Genomic DNA, 16,177 nt, shown 5'->3' with positions numbered 1-16,177 from the left:
TGATATTGGCAACCCTTGCTAAGTTGATATTTTTATCATGCCGCAATTTCGCTATGATATTTAGCGCCCCAAAATAATGCTCTAAAGCGTTGAAAATAATCAAGGGCGTAAGAATTGACTTTACAGGGAAATCTGACTTGCTGCGTATTCTTGCCTGGCTTCTACTTGCTGGGCTTACACTACCGTTCAAAGTGCTAGCTTTGGACGGTAACTCTGCCATATTTTACCCACTGCCTGGACAGGAGCAGGGAACCTTTGTTGCCGCTAAAAATCTCTTTGTTGGTGGTGATGGTGGTTTGTGGATTCACGACGTGCACGGCAAAGTGCAATATTTCGATGGCAATACCTTGTTGCCGAAACGTGGCAGCCTTCTAGAGTATCCTTCCGAGCAAGTGGCCTTTCATCAAGGCAGTTTTTGGACTTTTGTCGCGAATGAAGTCTTCCAAACATACCCCAATCAGAAGCGTCAGTTAGCGTTCAGCTTAAACCCAGGGGCAGAAATCAGAAAAATTGGCAGCTCAGATGGCCACATTTGGGTGAGTGATGGCATCAATTTTTATGACTACGATATTGAATCAAAAGAATTAAAAACCTATTCCTTACTCTCGTTGTATCAAAACAATCAGAGTAGTTACGTCTACATCAATGATGCAAAGCGGGTTTTAAGCAAATGGGTACTCGGTACCACATCGGGAGCTTACCTATCACAAGGTGAGCAATTTACCCATATCAAAGCGTCAGCGAAGCATTTCGTTGCCAAACTGTACTTTTCTCCGACTCGTCGTGAGTTACTGGTGGGGACGCTAAATGGCGCTGCGCTCATTGATATTTTAAAGCCGACTCAAAAAAACATCATGATTGGAGAGTCTCATGTGCTTTCGATGACAGAAACCAATCAAGAATATTGGATTGGCACGGAACATGGTCTGTACAGTTACTCGTTTTTAACTGGACAAGTGGCCAAAGTGAAAGCGGCAGGTGCGCAAGATGTCTCTCCTGATAATCGAAAAATTTACTCGTTGGTGAATGATGAACAAGGGGGTATTTGGGTTGCGACGAACAGTGGCATTCTCTACTACTCGCTGTTTGGCCGAAAATTTGAACGTCTTAATAACATCACCGAAGAAAAAGCCAGCCGTTTTAATGGCAATATCACCAAAATTGTCTATGCATCAGATGAAACGATTTGGTTTAAAGATGCAAACAATCTTTACCGGGCCATTGGGGTTAATAAACAATACAGCCGTGTGCGTTTGCCGATAAAGGTGAATGACTTTGCACTTGAAGATGGCAACATCTGGATTGCTTCCGAGCAAGGTCTGTATATATACGACACGAATCAGTACAAACTTCGATCGTTCGATTTACCAAGTTACCTTAAAGGTAAAGAGATTGATTTTGTTTCGGTCAGCCCTCAAGGCAAGGTTTGGATTAGTTCGGGTTATCGATTAGCTGCCATTGGCGTTGCCGATGGACGCTTCCAAGATTATGGCGATCGGTGGATTGCCAGCCAAAATTTGCCCGCTCGAATTTTGGGTCTAGAAGTGGATCAAAAAGTCCCGTTAATCGTAAGAACCGATCACGGGGCCTATGTGCTAGAAAACGACAAGATCCGTTTTGAGCGAAACACGCAGTCTTTTGGTGAAAGTGTCGATATTGCAGAAGCGAAAGATGGGTCGCTATGGTTTGCAGGGACTCACGGCATCTATCGTAAGGATCCCACAGAAAAAACGTTAGGAGAGCTGGCACTTCCTCAGGAAAACGTGAAGCCTATTTGCTTAGTCACCGATGCTAGCGGCATTTGGATGGTGAGTTCAATTGGCCTCAGTTTTTACAATTTTGACGGAGAGCTGCGTAAGCACTTTGGGTCTCGCTCGGGCATTATGAGTAATGAGTTCGTTGAAGGGGCATGTGCGGCTTCATTTGGAGAAGCGCAATCCGGCTCGGTGTTAGTACTGGGTTCAAAATATGGCCTGGTATTTGCGGACCGTGATGACCTAATGGTATCCAAACTACCTGAACCTAGAGTGGTCATCAGCCAAGTTCGTATTGATGATCAGGTTGCAAATATCGGGCAAAAAGAGTGGCAATTGCCCGAGTTAGCGTATGGTTCCGCGATCAGTTTTGGCCTCGGCGTGATGCCCAATGCTTACGGTGAAACGCTCTATTACCGTTTAAACCAGGAACACTGGCAAACCACAGAAGCAGGACAAGTCTCTTTTGAACACCTTGCGGCAGGTGATTACTTGTTAAGTGTTAAAACCAGCCTAGTCGCAGGGGATTCCGTGCAAGTTCGCTTTACGGTGTTACACCCGTGGTATCAAACTACGATGGCGATGGCAATTTTTGTCTTGCTTATCGTAGCGCTGGGCGGCTTAGTTGTTTTCTGGCGTTCTCGTTACGTCAGTGTTCAAAACCGTGAGTTAACTGCACTGGTGGCATTGAAGACCAATCAATTGCGTCATCAGAGTCGAGTGTTGCTCACCAGTAACCAACAACTTCGTAAACAGATCCAAGTTAGAAATTTGCTGGTTGACAATGTTGCCCGTTCATTACGTCAAAGTGTGGCTGCATTACTAAGCAAGCCATCGGTTGAACCTGCCTCAGAATATCAGGAACATCAAATGCGCATAGCAATGCTTTTGGAAGAGCTAAAAAGCTCGCCCAGCGATGGAACTGACGGGTATCTGCAAAACTTTAACGTTAGCCATATCATTCAGTCGGTCGTTGACGTTTGGGAAGATGAACTCAATAAAAGCGGTGTTCAGGTGCACATTTCTGGCGAATCGGACGACTATCGTGTCGCGGTAGGGCAATTTAATCTGGATGTCATTTTTAATAGTGTTTTTGCAAGTGTATTGAAACGCGCCTATCGTGGCCAAATGCTCGATATTGTGATCAGAGAGCAAAACGATTTTGTTGAAGTGTCGTTTATTGATTTTGGCCAGCCGTTTAGTACGAGCACGGAAGCCGAGGATAGCGCTGGTGTTGAGTCGACAAAAGTCGATACTGCAATCGAGAAGCTTCCTGCTTTAGTTGAACAAAGTGGTGGACGCTTAAGCTTGTTCAGTAGCGCTGAGCGAAACAAGATCGAAATACTGTGGCCGAAAGCGGTTGAATCTCTGATAAATGATGAAGAGCCAAGCATCTTTGTTGATTCAGTCGAACCGTCTCCAGTTACGGAAGTCTTATCCGAAGCTGTTCTGTCGCCAGAGCAGCTATGGTTGGCGAAGGTCGAGGCTATGGTGGCAGAGCATTATACAAACCCAGAATTTGGCACGGCAATGGCGGCCAAAAAGCTCTATGTTTCTGAGCGCAGCTTACAGCGACGGTTTAAATCAGCGAGCTCTCGTACATTTACGGATTACCTCACGGAAGTACGTTTAGAAAAAGCATGCGAAAGTTTGTTGGCTGGTGAAAAAGTGGTCGATGTGGCTTTCGCATCGGGATTTAATGATCCTTCTTACTTTAGTCAACGTTTTAAACTGTACTTTGGTGTGCCCCCTTCAAAATTTGCCAGTGACGCTCTAGAGTCCGAATAACATCGCGGTCTACCTAGCGTGCTCGGCTTACCTCAAAGCTTGATTCGCCTTGCCTATGGCCTTTATTCATCAACGACACATTATTTCCGCCTAACTTGCGCCTAGGCTATTTCAACTCATAGCCTGATACGACATGGATGCTTTCTCTCATCCTTGTTCGTTAAGCTACTCATTGGCTGCTCTATAGCTGAGATAGTCATGTTCATGCGGAGTTATTGAACGGTGTGATCGAAAATACGTTGAGAAACGGATGAGGCTAATTTATTGCTTGCTAAGTGCACGGGTGAAAGTGAGAGTAATAAGATAAAGAGTTTAACAAGAGAGGAAAACGATAGAAAAAAAATATCGTGGTATAGCCGGGGGGACTATACCACGGGTGTCAATGACACCTTCGCTTGCTGCCGGAGTGACGCGACATCGTCACGCCACCTCTGGAATTCTTGAGAGGAGTGCCTCTCGATGTGTTCACTATAAGTTAATCGACTTATTTTCCTTATAAAAATAACGCCATTGATACCTTACAAAAACGACAATATCTTCCTGTGTGCTTAAGTTGTTGTAATTTAAGGTTTATTTATTTCATTCCTTGTTTTTGTAAACAAAACGTTAAACGCGATGTTGATTTGAAATTTGGATTTTGACGTAAATGACGTGTCTAAATTTGACAAAAGTTACGAACGCAGTTCTGCAATCTTTGATTTCAGACAATAAAAATCAGCTTGTTGAGGCGTAGAATTGCATTATTAATAAAAATATTTCTCATTTACACTTTCTTTTCGGGCAAGTATGAAATTATCAGAATTAAAACAAGGCCAGAGCGCGACGGTTGTGGCTATTCATGGACTCACTAGCGACGTGAGAAAGAAACTCATGGTGATGGGTATTTTGCCAAACACGTCTGTACGACTTATCCGTCGAGCACCAATGGGGGATCCGCTACAAATAGAAGCTCGTGGTGTATCGTTAGCGGTGCGAGAAAAAATTGCGGAAGCCATCGAAGTGGAGTGCCAATAATGCAGTATCAAATTCTGACGGTCGGTAATCCTAACAGCGGAAAAACGACGTTATTTAACGGTTTGACCGGCGCAAAACAGCAAGTGGGTAACTGGGCTGGCGTCACGGTAGAAAAGAAAACCGGCCGTTACCATCACGCTGGTGATGAATTTTTACTGACAGATCTTCCGGGTATCTACTCGCTGGATAGTGGTAATGACAGCAACAGTATTGATGAATCCATTGCTTCCCGTGCGGTATTAACTCACCCAGCCGATATGATCATCAATGTGGTGGACGCAACGAGCCTTGAGCGCAGCTTATACATGACACTGCAATTGCGCGAACTTGGCCGTCCGATGATTGTTGTGTTGAATAAAATGGATGCGCTTAAACGTGAGCGTCAGATCATCAATGTGGCTGAGTTAGAAAAAAGTCTCGGTTGCCCGGTGATCAGTTTATCCGCAACGAACAAAGCACAAGTCGCGGAGTTTAAAGAGAAACTGCACAAATCTGTGGTTCAAGGTGTGGCACTAAAAGAGATTGCTTTGAACTATGGTCCGGCGATGGAAGCGGCGATTGATAGCATTTCAACGCTATTTAACGATCAAACGGTTTCCCATCGAGCACTCGCCGTTCGTGCTCTCGAGAAAGACGCTCTGGTATTAAACAGTATGTCAGATGTGGATCGCCTTCGTGTTGAAGAAGTCGTGACGGAATTAAATCTGGATGTGGACTTACACGTTGCTGACGTCAAATATACGCATCTTCATCAGGAGTGCAAAAAGGTCCGTCGTAGCGAAGGTAAGTTAAGCCGCAGTGTCACTGAAAAGCTGGACCAATTTATTCTAAACAAATGGGTCGGTATTCCGTTCTTCTTCGTTGTGATGTACCTCATGTTCATGTTCTCTATCAACATTGGTAGTGCCTTTATTGACTTCTTTGATATCGGTGTCGGTGCTCTATTGGTTGATGGAGGCCACCACTTGTTAGACGGACACTTGCCGGTGTGGTTGGTGACGGTACTGGCCGATGGACTCGGTGGTGGTATCCAGACGGTGGCGACTTTCATTCCGGTTATCGCCTGTTTGTACCTTTTCCTCGCAGTGCTTGAAAGCTCAGGCTACATGGCTCGTGCCGCGTTTGTGCTTGATAAAGTGATGCAGAAGATCGGCCTGCCGGGTAAAGCTTTTGTACCACTGGTTTTAGGTTTCGGCTGTAACGTGCCATCCATTATGGCCACGCGTACACTAGACCAAGAGCGTGAACGTAAACTGGCAGCATCAATGGCGCCATTTATGTCTTGTGGTGCTCGCTTGCCTGTGTATGCGCTATTTGCTGCCGCCTTTTTCCCAGGTGCTGGGCAAAATATTGTGTTTGCGCTTTACCTACTTGGTATCGTCGCGGCGATTTTCACGGGTCTCTTCCTTAAGCACACACTGTACCCAGGTAGCAGTGACAACTTAGTGATGGAGATGCCCGATTACGAACTGCCAACACTGCAAAACGTGGTGATCAAAACATGGCAAAAACTGAAGCGTTTCGTTTTGGGAGCAGGCAAAACCATCGTTGTTGTGGTTGCGATCCTAAGTTTCTTAAACTCGCTTGGTACCGATGGCAGCTTCGGCAACGAAGACAGCGAAAACTCGGTTCTGTCAAAAGCCGCACAAGTGGTAACGCCCGTGTTTGCTCCGATTGGCATCGAGAAAGACAACTGGCCAGCGACAGTCGGTATCATCACAGGTATCTTCGCCAAAGAGGCGGTAGTGGGTACGCTTAATAGTCTATACACCACACCAAGTGATGGAGAAGAAGCAGAGTTTGATCTGATGGCCAGCCTAGAAGAGGCCGTGATGAGTATCCCTGAAAACTTAGCGGGTTTGAGCTATTCAGATCCATTGGGTATCGAGGTGGGAGATCTAACGGATTCAAATGCTGTGGCAGAGGAACAAGATGTCGATGCTTCTATCTTTGGTAACCTTAAAGCGCAGTTTGCGTCTGGTCATGCGGCTTTTGCCTACCTCATTTTTATTTTGTTGTACACCCCATGTGTGGCAGCGATGGGGGCATACGTTCGCGAATTCGGTCATAAGTTTGCACGCTTTATTGCCGTTTGGACGATGGCTCTGGCCTACCTTTGTGCGACCTTCTACAATCAATTGACACACTTTGCGGATAGCCCTGTCACCAGTGGTATTTGGATCGCAGCGATTGTCGCCATTTTCTTTGCCACGTATCGTGTGTTTAAGCGCGTAGGTGACAAGCAACGAGGCATATTTGAGGCGCAGGTAGCATGATATTAAAAGAGCTTTATCAATATATTGCAGACAAAGGAACTGTCTCCCAGTCAGATCTGGCTAAGCAGTTTGGGATGAGTGAAGATGGCGCTGATGCGATGTTAAGCGTGTGGATCAAAAAAGGTAAAATTAGCCGCTTAGTCGACACCAATAAAGCTCATAGTGTCACTCGCGTTCGCTACGCAGTGACCAAACAAGACGGTTTATCGCTGACCGTAACCATGTAGTCTCAGACGCCAAATGAGATAAAAACGACAAAGCCGCATCAGTAATGATGCGGCTTTTCTATTGCGCCCGAGTACTCTTTCAGCCCCGCTATCAACAAGCGATTTGATTTAGGCTTTTTGGAAGATTGAGCTCAGTGATAGGACGTTTTTGATGCGAACAAGCAGTTCGTTTTGTTCTTCTTCGGTGCGGAATTCTCCGTTGGTATTGCCCCAAACGGGTCCTGGCCACGCCACGTCGTCTTTAAAGCGTGCAATGTGGTGAATGTGCAGTTGTGGCACCATGTTACCTAATGCGCCAAGGTTGAGTTTGTCTGGGCGGAATGTCGCTTCCAGTGCTTGGCTTACTGCTTGAGACTCGAGCAAAAACTGTTGTTGCTCTTGCATTGGCAAGTGGTGTAGTTCTTTTAGGTTTGCACGTTTCGGTACCAAAATCACCCACGGCACGGCATTGTCTTTATGCAGCAATGCCACACACAGCGGGAAGTGGCCAATCACCGTCGTGTCTTTGGCCAGTTGAGGATGCAGTTCAAAACTCATTGTTGTTGTCCGGTTTGAATTGAATGACAACAGTATACGCCAGATAAAACAAAAGGTTGACGCTTTCACGTCAACCTTTCTTAATTGTCTCGAACCTCGAACCTCGAACCTCGAACCTCGAACCTCGAACCTATTACATACGTTCTAGCGTATCGATACCAAGTAGAGACAGACCTTGCTTGATGGTCTTCGCTGTTAGCGCAGCGAGTTTCAGACGGCTTTGTTTCACTGCTTCGTCTTCAGCCACTAGGATAGGGCATGCTTCGTAGAAGCTAGAGAACTGGCCTGCGAGTTCGAATAGGTAGCTACACATGATGTGTGGCTGACCTTCGCGAGCCACAGATTGAACTGCTTCTTCGAACTGCATCAGTTTAGCGATAAGTGCTTTCTCTTTCTCGTCAGTGATTTTGATTTCACCTTGCAGATCATCCATAGAAACGCCAGCTTTAGCGAATACAGAGGCTACGCGAGTGTAAGCGTATTGCATGTACGGTGCTGTGTTACCTTCGAACGCTAGCATGTTGTCCCAATCGAACACGTAGTCCGTGGTACGGTGCTTAGAAAGGTCTGCGTATTTAACCGCTGCCATGGCAACCGTGTTCGCGATCGCTTTCTTCTCGTCTTCTGCTAGTTCTGGGTTCTTAGATTCGATCAGCTGTGCTGCACGCACTTCTGCTTCATCAAGCAGATCAGCAAGACGAACCGTACCACCCGCACGAGTCTTGAATGGCTTACCGTCTTTACCTAGCATCATACCGAACGCGTGGTGCTCAAGAGATACTGACTCTGGCACGTAACCCGCTTTGCGAACGATCGTCCAAGCTTGCATTAAGTGCTGGTGCTGACGAGAGTCGATGAAGTAAAGCACACGATCTGCGCCTAGCTCTTCGTAACGGTATTTCGCACACGCGATGTCCGTTGTGGTGTAGAGGAAGCCACCGTCACGTTTTTGTACGATAACGCCCATAGGCTCGCCGTCTTTGTTCTTGAATTCGTCGAGGAAAACAACTTGTGCGCCGTCATCTTCAACCGCAAGACCTTGAGCTTTCAGGTCGGCTACGATCTTAGGTAGCATGTCGTTGTACATGCTTTCGCCCATCACGTCATCACGAGATAGAGAGACGTTGAGACGATCGTAGTTGCGTTGGTTTTGGATCATGGTGACGTCAACCAGCTTCTTCCACATTTCTGCGCAGAACTCGTCGCCGCTTTGCAGTTTCACAACGTAGTTACGTGCTTTCACTGCGAATTCTTCGTCTTCGTCGTATAGTTTCTTAGACTCACGGTAGAAGCCTTCAAGGTCAGCCAGTTCCATCGAAACTTCACCAGACTCTTGCTGTACGCGCTCAAGGTTGGCGATAAGCATACCGAACTGAGTACCCCAGTCACCGATGTGGTTCGCACGGATCACTTTGTGACCTAGGAACTCAAGGGTACGTACAACCGCATCACCAATGATGGTTGAACGTAGGTGACCAACGTGCATCTCTTTTGCCACGTTTGGCGCAGAGTAGTCAGCAACGATGGTTTGTGCTTCTTCTGACGCGACGCCAAGACGAGGATCCGCCAGTGCCGCTTCAGCTTGCTTCGCTAGGAACTCTTCGCTTAGGAAAATATTGATGAAACCAGGACCTGCGATTTCGGTTTTGCTTGCGATGCCGTCTAGGTCTAGAACATCCAATACTTTTTGCGCAAATTCTCGAGGGTTAGTACCCAACTGTTTTGCTACGCCCATTACGCCGTTTGCTTGGTAGTCACCAAATTGTGGCTTAGCGGATTGGCGAACCGCTGCAGGGCTGCCTGCAGGAGCGCCAGCAGCTTCAAGAGCCTGAGATACTTTGTCGTTAATAAGTGCTTGGATATTCACACGCGTTTCCTTCAATTCAAGGACGAAAAACCCGGAAATAGAGAGGCCGGGTTCTGTTTGAGTTCACAAAAATGGGGCTAATGATAGCAATTATATTGCCTTTCATACAGAGCCGATTTAGTGAAATTTTGACTTTTTATTTAAGTACTCGCAGGACTGCCAATTTTGCCTGAAGTTGTTACTATGACGCCCAGAAATAAAAAGTGTGAAGAGAACGAGAATGAGTAATTTGCTGGCAGAAAAACGCCTGACACCCCAACAGATGCTAGAGGATTTACCCGGTTTCATGCAGAAAATCGAGTCGCTGGCCGATTTATTGCAACTGGATTTGAGTTTTGCTCAAGCGGATCATATTGCGCTACGCGTAAACGAGAATCAAACCGCGCAGTTGTCTCAGCAAATGTGGAGTGAACAAGGCAAAGTGATCTCACAGGCGAACATCAATGGTCGTCCGATCATTGTGATCGAGTTTGATGCGCCACTGGCCAGTCGCGGTTGGAAAATCGAATGCTTAGAGCTGCCTTATCCGGCAGAAGGAAAAGCGTATCCCCAAGAAGGTTGGGAACATGTAGAGTTTGTCGTCCCATCTCATGCTCAAACGGCCGAAGACTATTTGGTGGATTTGAAACACACCTATCCAGCGTTTGGCGCTCAGTTTAGCAAACTCGAGGAATTGGGGGTTAAGGTGAAGTTGTCGAGTCCAAAGGGGGAAGGTGAGCGGTTGAACAATCCGACGGTTGCGTTCAAGTACCAAGGCATTTGCATCAAGCTGCACCCACATTCTTTAAAACGTATTGTTGAGTCTGAGCAAGCCTAGCTGCGCAGAAAAACAAAGGGTTGCAATTATTGCAACCCTTTTAGTTCGCCGTATTCCATGCTTAAAGAATGACGGTTTTGTTGCCATACACAAAAACGTGGTCATTCAGTACCTTATTAAGCGCCTTGCTCAACACATTCTTCTCAACATCTCGACCCGCTTGCGCCATGTCTTGCGCGCTGAAGTTGTGATCAACCGGAATCACGTCTTGTTTGATGATTGGGCCTTCATCTAAATCATTGGTGACGAAGTGTGCCGTAGCACCGATGATTTTTACACCGCGATCAAAAGCTTGTTGATAAGGTTTCGCGCCAATAAAGGCAGGCAAGAAGCTGTGGTGAATGTTGATGATCTTATGGTGATATTTCTCAACAAAACCTGGCGTGAGCACACGCATGTATTTCGCTAGCACCAAATAATCGGGCTGATATTGACCAATCACTTCAAGCATCTTCTGCTCGTGACTTTCACGATCGAGCCCTTCATGACAAACATGGTGATAAGGGATGTCGAATTTTTCCGTGAGGCTTTGCAGTTTGTCGTAGTTACCTACCACCGCAGCAATGTCAACATCCAAGCTACCGTCGTAATTCTTCATCAGAATATCACCTAAGCAGTGCGCTTCTTTGGTAACCAAAATCACAATGCGTTTGCGCTCAGAACTGACGAGTTTACGTTTTGCCCCTTGTGGCAGCGCTTGGTCGAGATCGGCAAGAAAAGTGTGGTCGTTAAAGTATCCCTCCAGCTCGGTTCGCATAAAAAAGTGACCGCTGGAATTATCTACAAACTCATTGTTGTGAATAATATTCAGTTGATGCTTGTAACAAATGTTGGTGATTTTAGAGATCAGACCCGGCGCGTCTGAGCAATGAGTCAGTAGTGTTTTCTTTTCCATATTAGAGATACTTCCGTGATTTATTTTTTTTATGGTACGAATAATTGTTTGGGCGTCGAACGGTGAACTAAACCGCAATACAGGCCTAATAGATAATCTATTATTAAGATGGTTTCAAACAAATTCTCCAGCAAAACGTTTGGCTGAAGACGTTGTCTGAATTGAGCCTTCATAAGAATCATAGAGGTGGTGTATATGGACAAAGATCTACTGGCTCGAAAACTGTATGTAGAGAGAGTGAGCTCTCTGCTCGGTAACCATGAAATAGATGAGGATCGCATTACTGAACTTTGGGAAAATCGAGCTTCTCCAGCCGAAGCGGCCAAGGCCATCTTAGGGGAAGAGGATCAATTCACCGGCCCAGCGTGGCTTGCACGCTATTTAAACCGCAAATAACCGACCAAATACCTGCCGAGGCGAAGACAATTCGGATTCGCCTCAAAAAGACAAACCTGACATAATCTGTGCCACTGACCCCTCAGCAGAACACAGAATGATAGCAAAAACGTTTTCTTCCAAAGGTGCTTTAGGCAAGGCCATTCCCGGCTTTCAAGCTCGTCAACCTCAGGTCGATATGGCCGAAGCGGTCGCCGAGGCGATCCAACAGCAAACACAGCTTGTGGTTGAAGCGGGGACCGGAACCGGTAAAACCTTCGCTTATCTGGTGCCAGCTCTGCTAAGTGGCAAAAAGGTCATTATTTCTACTGGTTCGAAAAACTTGCAAGAACAGCTTTTTCATCGTGATTTGCCGCTCATGACCGATGCGTTGGGCTTTTTTGGACAAGTCGCGTTATTGAAAGGCCGCTCCAACTATTTGTGTTTAGAGCGTTTAAGCCGACAAATGGTCGAAGTGCATCACAATGAATCGGATTCCACTTCATTAAGCCAATTGGTCAAAGTGCGCAGTTGGTCTTCGGAAACCAAAACGGGCGATTTGGGTGATTGTGAAGAGTTGCCAGAAGACAGCATGATCATACCCACCATTACGTCAACCAATGACAACTGCTTAGGTAAAGATTGCCCAAGTTACCAAGATTGCTTTGTGTTAAAAGCGCGAAAGAAAGCGCTGGATGCCGATGTGGTGGTGGTGAACCATCACCTTTTTCTTGCCGACCTGGCGATCAAAGAAACCGGTTTTGGTGAGCTGATCCCCGAAGCGGATGTGTTTATTTTCGATGAAGCGCACCAACTGCCTGATATTGCGAGCGAATATTTTGGTCAGTCACTCTCCAGCCGCCAGATTCTCGATTTGGCCAAAGACATTGAAATTGCCTATCGCACGGAAGTGAAAGACATGCGTCAGCTGCAAAAAGTGGGGGATAAATTAGCCCAAACCGCAATGGATATGCGCATTGTGCTGGGTGAGCCTGGCTTTCGTGGCAATTGGCGAGATGCCTTACAATCGCCATCCATCAAGCGCGAAGTGGATCGCTTGGTGGATGCGTTGGATCTGACCATCGAGGTACTCAAGCTCGCGTTAGGTCGCTGCCAATTGCTTGATGTGGCGTTTGAGCGCGCTAACCTTATCAAAGGTCGTTTAGAACGAGTGTGTGATACCAGCATAACGGGCTATTCATACTGGTTTGATACCTCGCCGCGCCATTTTACATTGCACATCACGCCGCTCTCTGTTGCCGACAAATTTCATGAGCAAATAGAGATCAAGCAGGGTGCGTGGATCTTCACCTCGGCCACGTTGGCGGTGGGGGACGATTTTAGTCATTTTACCGACCGCTTAGGCTTAAAGCCGCGAAAGCAATTCTCATTGCCAAGTCCATTTGATTATGCCGAGCAGGCGCGATTGTGCGTCCCTCGCTATCTACCAGAGCCCAATAGCCCAGGTTTGGCGCAAAAACTGGTGAGCATGTTAGCTCCGGTGATCGAATCCAACCAAGGGCGCTGTTTCTTCCTCTGTACTTCACATTCGATGATGCGTGAATTAGGCGAGCGTTTTCGCGAGGTTTTGGACTTACCCGTTTTATTGCAAGGCGAGATGAGCAAACAGCGCACGCTCGCTGAATTTATGGAGTTGGGGAATGCCTTGCTGGTGGCCACTGGCGCTTTTTGGGAAGGAATCGATGTTAGAGGTGACGCCTTAAGCTGTGTTATCATCGACAAACTTCCTTTTACATCACCAGATGACCCGCTACTTAAAGCTCGTATCGAAGATTGTCGATTACGAGGCGGAGAGCCGTTTGAGCAAGTACAACTGCCTGATGCAGTCATTACGCTCAAACAAGGGGTAGGGCGTCTGATTCGAGATCAAAAAGATCGCGGGGCTTTAATCATCTGTGACAACCGCTTGGTCACAAGAGAGTACGGCGGCATTTTTCTTGCCAGTTTACCTCCGATCCCGAGAACCCGTGATTTGGATTTGATTCAACAATTTCTAACAGAACAAACAGAGAACTGAATGAGCGCTAAAATTCTTGCTATCGACACCGCAACCGAAAACTGTTCAGTCGCCCTTTTAGTCGGCGACCAAGTCTTTTCACGTAGCGAAGTGGCCCCACGTGACCACACCAAAAAAGTGCTCCCTATGGTGGAAGAGGTGTTGCAACAAGCTGGATTGACACTGACCGATTTGGATGCGCTTGCTTTTGGTCGTGGTCCTGGCAGTTTTACTGGCGTGCGAATTGGCATCGGTATTGCACAAGGTTTAGCATTCGGTGCGGATTTGCCAATGATTGGCATTTCAACACTGGCAGCGATGGCGCAAGGTTCCTACCGTGTACACGGCGCGACCTCGGTGGTGGCTGCGATTGATGCGCGCATGGATGAAGTCTATTGGGGACGCTACCAGCGTCAGCAAGATGGCAGTTGGGTTGCCGTGGATGCAGAATGCGTCATTCCTCCGGCGCAATTAGCACAAAATATCACGGCCGATCAACAGAGCTGGACAAGCGCGGGTACAGGATGGGATGCCTACGCTGAAAGCTTAGCCAATTTGCCGTTGAACATCGAAGCGGGTGAGGTACTTTACCCTGATGCTCAAGACATTGTTGTCCTTGCTAAGTATGAGCTGGCGGCGGGCAATACGGTCGCCGTAGAAGAGTCTAGCCCAGTTTATCTGCGCGATAACGTGGCTTGGAAAAAATTACCAGGGCGTGAATAACGCCCACTCAAAGTGATGGAACGCGATGGCTTCAATTAACGGTTTACCTCCTGCGATTATTCCCGGGACGCAACGGACGAATAAAAGCAGCAACAAGCGTAAGGTGGCGAAAAACCAACAGCAACAAGCGGTTGGTCAAACGTCCAAGGTAGCCAATGCTGTTGCCCATAGCATCCAAAATGTCAAAGAATCTGACATTCATAAAGCGCAAATTCAGTATGATCTTCCCGAAGGTCAAGCTCGACGTGCAATGCAAGAATACATGGACGTAATGAATCAAGCCAAAAGAGAGGAACTCGCCCAGTTGCTCGGTGTCGATATCTACATTTGACCCTTTTGTTGCTTTGATGACTGAAGACAGGCAGGTAAATAATGAAGAAAACGGTTCGCTCTCTTTTCGCAATGATCGCTTTGCTCGGCTTGGCGGCGTGTAGCTCTCTCCCACAAGAGCTGACGGCGCAAAACCAAGAAGTGCTAACGGATTATAAAATCTTTGCAGAAAGCCAAGGCGTGGTGACGCAAGATGTTCGTTTGGGTGGCGTGATTGCTAAAGTGGACAATCTCAAAGACAAAACGCGCATTGAAATTGTTAACTTGCCGATCGATAAAAACGGCAAGCCCGACATTAGCCAAGAACCCAATGGACGTTTTGTTGCCTACCTTGATGGCTATTTAGAGCCCGTTGCGTTTAGTCAAGGACGTTTGATTACCGTAGTCGGCACTGCTGCAGGGGAAGAGCAAGGCAAAATCGGCGAGTATGATTATGTTTTTCCAGTGGTGAAGAGCTACGGTTATCGCCTTTGGACCATCGAAGAAAGAGTGAGAGTGTATGACACTTCAAGCTACCTCTACCCGTGTTATTCGATTACTTGCCGACAAATGCGCGACTTCCCGCGTGACGGTAAAATCATTCAAGATGTTAAATAATGCGTGAGACGCGTTATGTTATCGCTAGTGGAACGCTGGCAGCAATCGAGTATGGTGATGTAAAAACGGCTGATTTATCAGTCGTTTTTCTTCATGGCTGGCTGGATAACGCCGCCAGCTTTCATAGCGTCATGGCAGAGCTGCATCAGCAAAACCCTAAGCTTCACCTATGCGCCATTGATCTCCCCGGTCATGGTCTCTCTTCGCACAAGTCATTGGATAATTTTTATCCATTTCATGATTATATCGATGACGTTTATCAGTTTTTGCGTGTTTTATCGCCAAATAAACTGCTACTAGTAGGCCATTCACTTGGTGCTTTGATTGCAAGTTGTTATAGTGCGGCCTTTCCTGAACAGGTGACAGCTCTGGTTCAGATAGAAGGTTACGGGCCTTTGGCTGAAGCCCCGCAAAAGGCGGTTGAAAGGCTCAGGCAAGGGGTACTCAGCCGTAATCGTTTGCGTGCGAAACCCTCCCGTAATCTCAGTAGTTTTGATGAAGCGCTCATGCTTCGCGTCGCTGCCAATCAGCTTTCTGCGGATGCATTGCGACCCATCGTCGAACGTGGTGTTGAACATCGCCATGGCATTTGGCAATGGCGTCATGATGCAAAACTGAAATGTGATTCGTTGTATCGACTCTCGCAGAAACATGCCGAAACGATTTTAGACCAAATTTCCTGTTTTCATCTGATCATATTAGGCGAAAATGGATTTCGTGAGCTTAAGGATATCAGTCACTTAAATGCGAAAAATCCAGCCCAAATTGAGACAGTGCAAGGCGGTCATCACTGTCACTTAGAGCAATCACTCGAGGTCGCAATGCGAATTCTTGGAGTAGTTAACAAAATTTAAACAAGTGTTTGAGAGTTTCGTGCTCAAGCATGCCTGCTGTGCTGTAATAGTGAACAAATAAAAAGGACGCTATCTCGCAAGCTTCTCTTGCGTAGGCCAGCTTTAA

At 46.8% G+C, this 16,177-nt stretch carries 14 protein-coding genes; 11 read left to right on the top strand and 3 right to left on the bottom strand.

Annotated elements, in window-relative coordinates:
- Positions 1 to 137: 137 nt before the first annotated feature.
- The 4 genes from PQQ36_RS15235 (at position 138) to PQQ36_RS15220 (ending at position 7,059) form a co-directional block, all read left to right on the top strand.
- Positions 138 to 3,542: an AraC family transcriptional regulator gene (locus tag PQQ36_RS15235; protein ID WP_047108992.1), complete on the top strand. Its 3,405-nt coding sequence runs from the start codon at positions 138 to 140 to the stop codon at positions 3,540 to 3,542.
- Positions 3,543 to 4,328: 786 nt separating this feature from the next.
- Positions 4,329 to 4,556: a FeoA family protein gene (locus tag PQQ36_RS15230; RefSeq protein WP_011149798.1), complete on the top strand. Its 228-nt coding sequence runs from the start codon at positions 4,329 to 4,331 to the stop codon at positions 4,554 to 4,556.
- Positions 4,556 to 6,832: a Fe(2+) transporter permease subunit FeoB gene (feoB, locus tag PQQ36_RS15225; protein ID WP_053542983.1), complete on the top strand. Its 2,277-nt coding sequence runs from the start codon at positions 4,556 to 4,558 to the stop codon at positions 6,830 to 6,832. Before PQQ36_RS15230 ends, feoB begins: the two co-directional genes overlap by 1 nt.
- A complete protein-coding gene (locus tag PQQ36_RS15220) occupies positions 6,829 to 7,059 on the top strand; it encodes a FeoC-like transcriptional regulator (RefSeq protein ID WP_011149800.1) in 231 nt (76 codons plus the stop codon). The genes feoB and PQQ36_RS15220 overlap by 4 nt, the downstream gene beginning before the upstream one ends.
- Positions 7,060 to 7,167: 108 nt before the next feature.
- Here the strand turns inward: PQQ36_RS15220 and PQQ36_RS15215 are convergent, their stop codons facing one another.
- On the bottom strand, positions 7,168 to 7,596 hold the full coding sequence (locus PQQ36_RS15215) for an HIT family protein (RefSeq protein ID WP_011078263.1): 429 nt from the start codon (positions 7,594 to 7,596) through the stop codon (positions 7,168 to 7,170).
- 133 nt (positions 7,597 to 7,729) lie between these two features.
- Positions 7,730 to 9,463, bottom strand: a complete 1,734-nt coding sequence (argS, locus tag PQQ36_RS15210) for an arginine--tRNA ligase (protein WP_013572216.1) — start codon at positions 9,461 to 9,463, stop codon at positions 7,730 to 7,732.
- A gap of 220 nt (positions 9,464 to 9,683) precedes the next feature.
- Here argS and PQQ36_RS15205 point away from each other — a divergent pair, with 220 nt between their 5' ends.
- Positions 9,684 to 10,280 carry a VOC family protein gene (locus PQQ36_RS15205; protein WP_053542982.1) on the top strand — a complete coding sequence of 199 codons (597 nt, stop codon included), beginning with the start codon at positions 9,684 to 9,686 and terminating at the stop codon, positions 10,278 to 10,280.
- Between the two features lie 61 nt (positions 10,281 to 10,341).
- Here PQQ36_RS15205 and purU read toward each other — a convergent pair whose 3' ends face one another.
- Positions 10,342 to 11,175 (bottom strand): formyltetrahydrofolate deformylase, encoded by an 834-nt coding sequence (gene purU, locus PQQ36_RS15200; protein WP_011078260.1) that lies wholly within the window; start codon positions 11,173 to 11,175, stop codon positions 10,342 to 10,344.
- Between the two features lie 195 nt (positions 11,176 to 11,370).
- Between purU and PQQ36_RS15195 the strand changes: the two genes are divergently transcribed.
- The 6 genes from PQQ36_RS15195 to PQQ36_RS15170 all read left to right on the top strand — a co-directional run bounded on the left by PQQ36_RS15195 (position 11,371) and on the right by PQQ36_RS15170 (position 16,071).
- Positions 11,371 to 11,571, top strand: coding sequence for a hypothetical protein (locus PQQ36_RS15195; protein WP_011078259.1), 201 nt, complete (start codon positions 11,371 to 11,373; stop codon positions 11,569 to 11,571).
- A gap of 97 nt (positions 11,572 to 11,668) precedes the next feature.
- On the top strand, positions 11,669 to 13,588 hold the full coding sequence (locus PQQ36_RS15190; protein WP_045619853.1) for an ATP-dependent DNA helicase: 1,920 nt from the start codon (positions 11,669 to 11,671) through the stop codon (positions 13,586 to 13,588).
- On the top strand, positions 13,589 to 14,290 hold the full coding sequence (gene tsaB, locus PQQ36_RS15185; protein ID WP_011078257.1) for a tRNA (adenosine(37)-N6)-threonylcarbamoyltransferase complex dimerization subunit type 1 TsaB: 702 nt from the start codon (positions 13,589 to 13,591) through the stop codon (positions 14,288 to 14,290).
- 25 nt (positions 14,291 to 14,315) lie between these two features.
- Positions 14,316 to 14,621, top strand: a complete 306-nt coding sequence (locus PQQ36_RS15180) for a hypothetical protein (protein ID WP_011078256.1) — start codon at positions 14,316 to 14,318, stop codon at positions 14,619 to 14,621.
- A gap of 41 nt (positions 14,622 to 14,662) precedes the next feature.
- Entirely contained in the window at positions 14,663 to 15,217 is a 555-nt protein-coding gene (locus PQQ36_RS15175; RefSeq protein ID WP_011149808.1) for a Slp family lipoprotein, read from the top strand.
- On the top strand, positions 15,217 to 16,071 hold the full coding sequence (locus tag PQQ36_RS15170; protein WP_013572211.1) for an alpha/beta fold hydrolase: 855 nt from the start codon (positions 15,217 to 15,219) through the stop codon (positions 16,069 to 16,071). The genes PQQ36_RS15175 and PQQ36_RS15170 overlap by 1 nt, the downstream gene beginning before the upstream one ends.
- Positions 16,072 to 16,177 lie beyond the last annotated feature (106 nt).

The sequence above is a fragment of the Vibrio sp. CCUG 15886 genome, assembly GCF_028570825.1.
In the GTDB taxonomy this organism is placed as follows: domain Bacteria; phylum Pseudomonadota; class Gammaproteobacteria; order Enterobacterales; family Vibrionaceae; genus Vibrio; species Vibrio vulnificus_B.
This window is presented reverse-complemented; position numbering and strand designations above follow the sequence as displayed.

Excerpts from the sequence above, each read along its gene's own strand:
- PQQ36_RS15230 (WP_011149798.1), top strand. The coding sequence starts at position 4,329 with ATGAAATTATCAGAATTAAAACAAGGCCAGAGCGCGACGGTTGTGGCT.
- feoB (WP_053542983.1), top strand. The coding sequence starts at position 4,556 with ATGCAGTATCAAATTCTGACGGTCGGTAATCCTAACAGCGGAAAAACG.
- PQQ36_RS15220 (WP_011149800.1), top strand. The coding sequence starts at position 6,829 with ATGATATTAAAAGAGCTTTATCAATATATTGCAGACAAAGGAACTGTC.
- PQQ36_RS15215 (WP_011078263.1), bottom strand. The coding sequence starts at position 7,596 with ATGAGTTTTGAACTGCATCCTCAACTGGCCAAAGACACGACGGTGATT.
- PQQ36_RS15205 (WP_053542982.1), top strand. The coding sequence starts at position 9,684 with ATGAGTAATTTGCTGGCAGAAAAACGCCTGACACCCCAACAGATGCTA.
- purU (WP_011078260.1), bottom strand. The coding sequence starts at position 11,175 with ATGGAAAAGAAAACACTACTGACTCATTGCTCAGACGCGCCGGGTCTG.
- PQQ36_RS15195 (WP_011078259.1), top strand. The coding sequence starts at position 11,371 with ATGGACAAAGATCTACTGGCTCGAAAACTGTATGTAGAGAGAGTGAGC.
- PQQ36_RS15190 (WP_045619853.1), top strand. The coding sequence starts at position 11,669 with ATGATAGCAAAAACGTTTTCTTCCAAAGGTGCTTTAGGCAAGGCCATT.
- tsaB (WP_011078257.1), top strand. The coding sequence starts at position 13,589 with ATGAGCGCTAAAATTCTTGCTATCGACACCGCAACCGAAAACTGTTCA.
- PQQ36_RS15180 (WP_011078256.1), top strand. The coding sequence starts at position 14,316 with ATGGCTTCAATTAACGGTTTACCTCCTGCGATTATTCCCGGGACGCAA.
- PQQ36_RS15175 (WP_011149808.1), top strand. The coding sequence starts at position 14,663 with ATGAAGAAAACGGTTCGCTCTCTTTTCGCAATGATCGCTTTGCTCGGC.
- PQQ36_RS15170 (WP_013572211.1), top strand. The coding sequence starts at position 15,217 with ATGCGTGAGACGCGTTATGTTATCGCTAGTGGAACGCTGGCAGCAATC.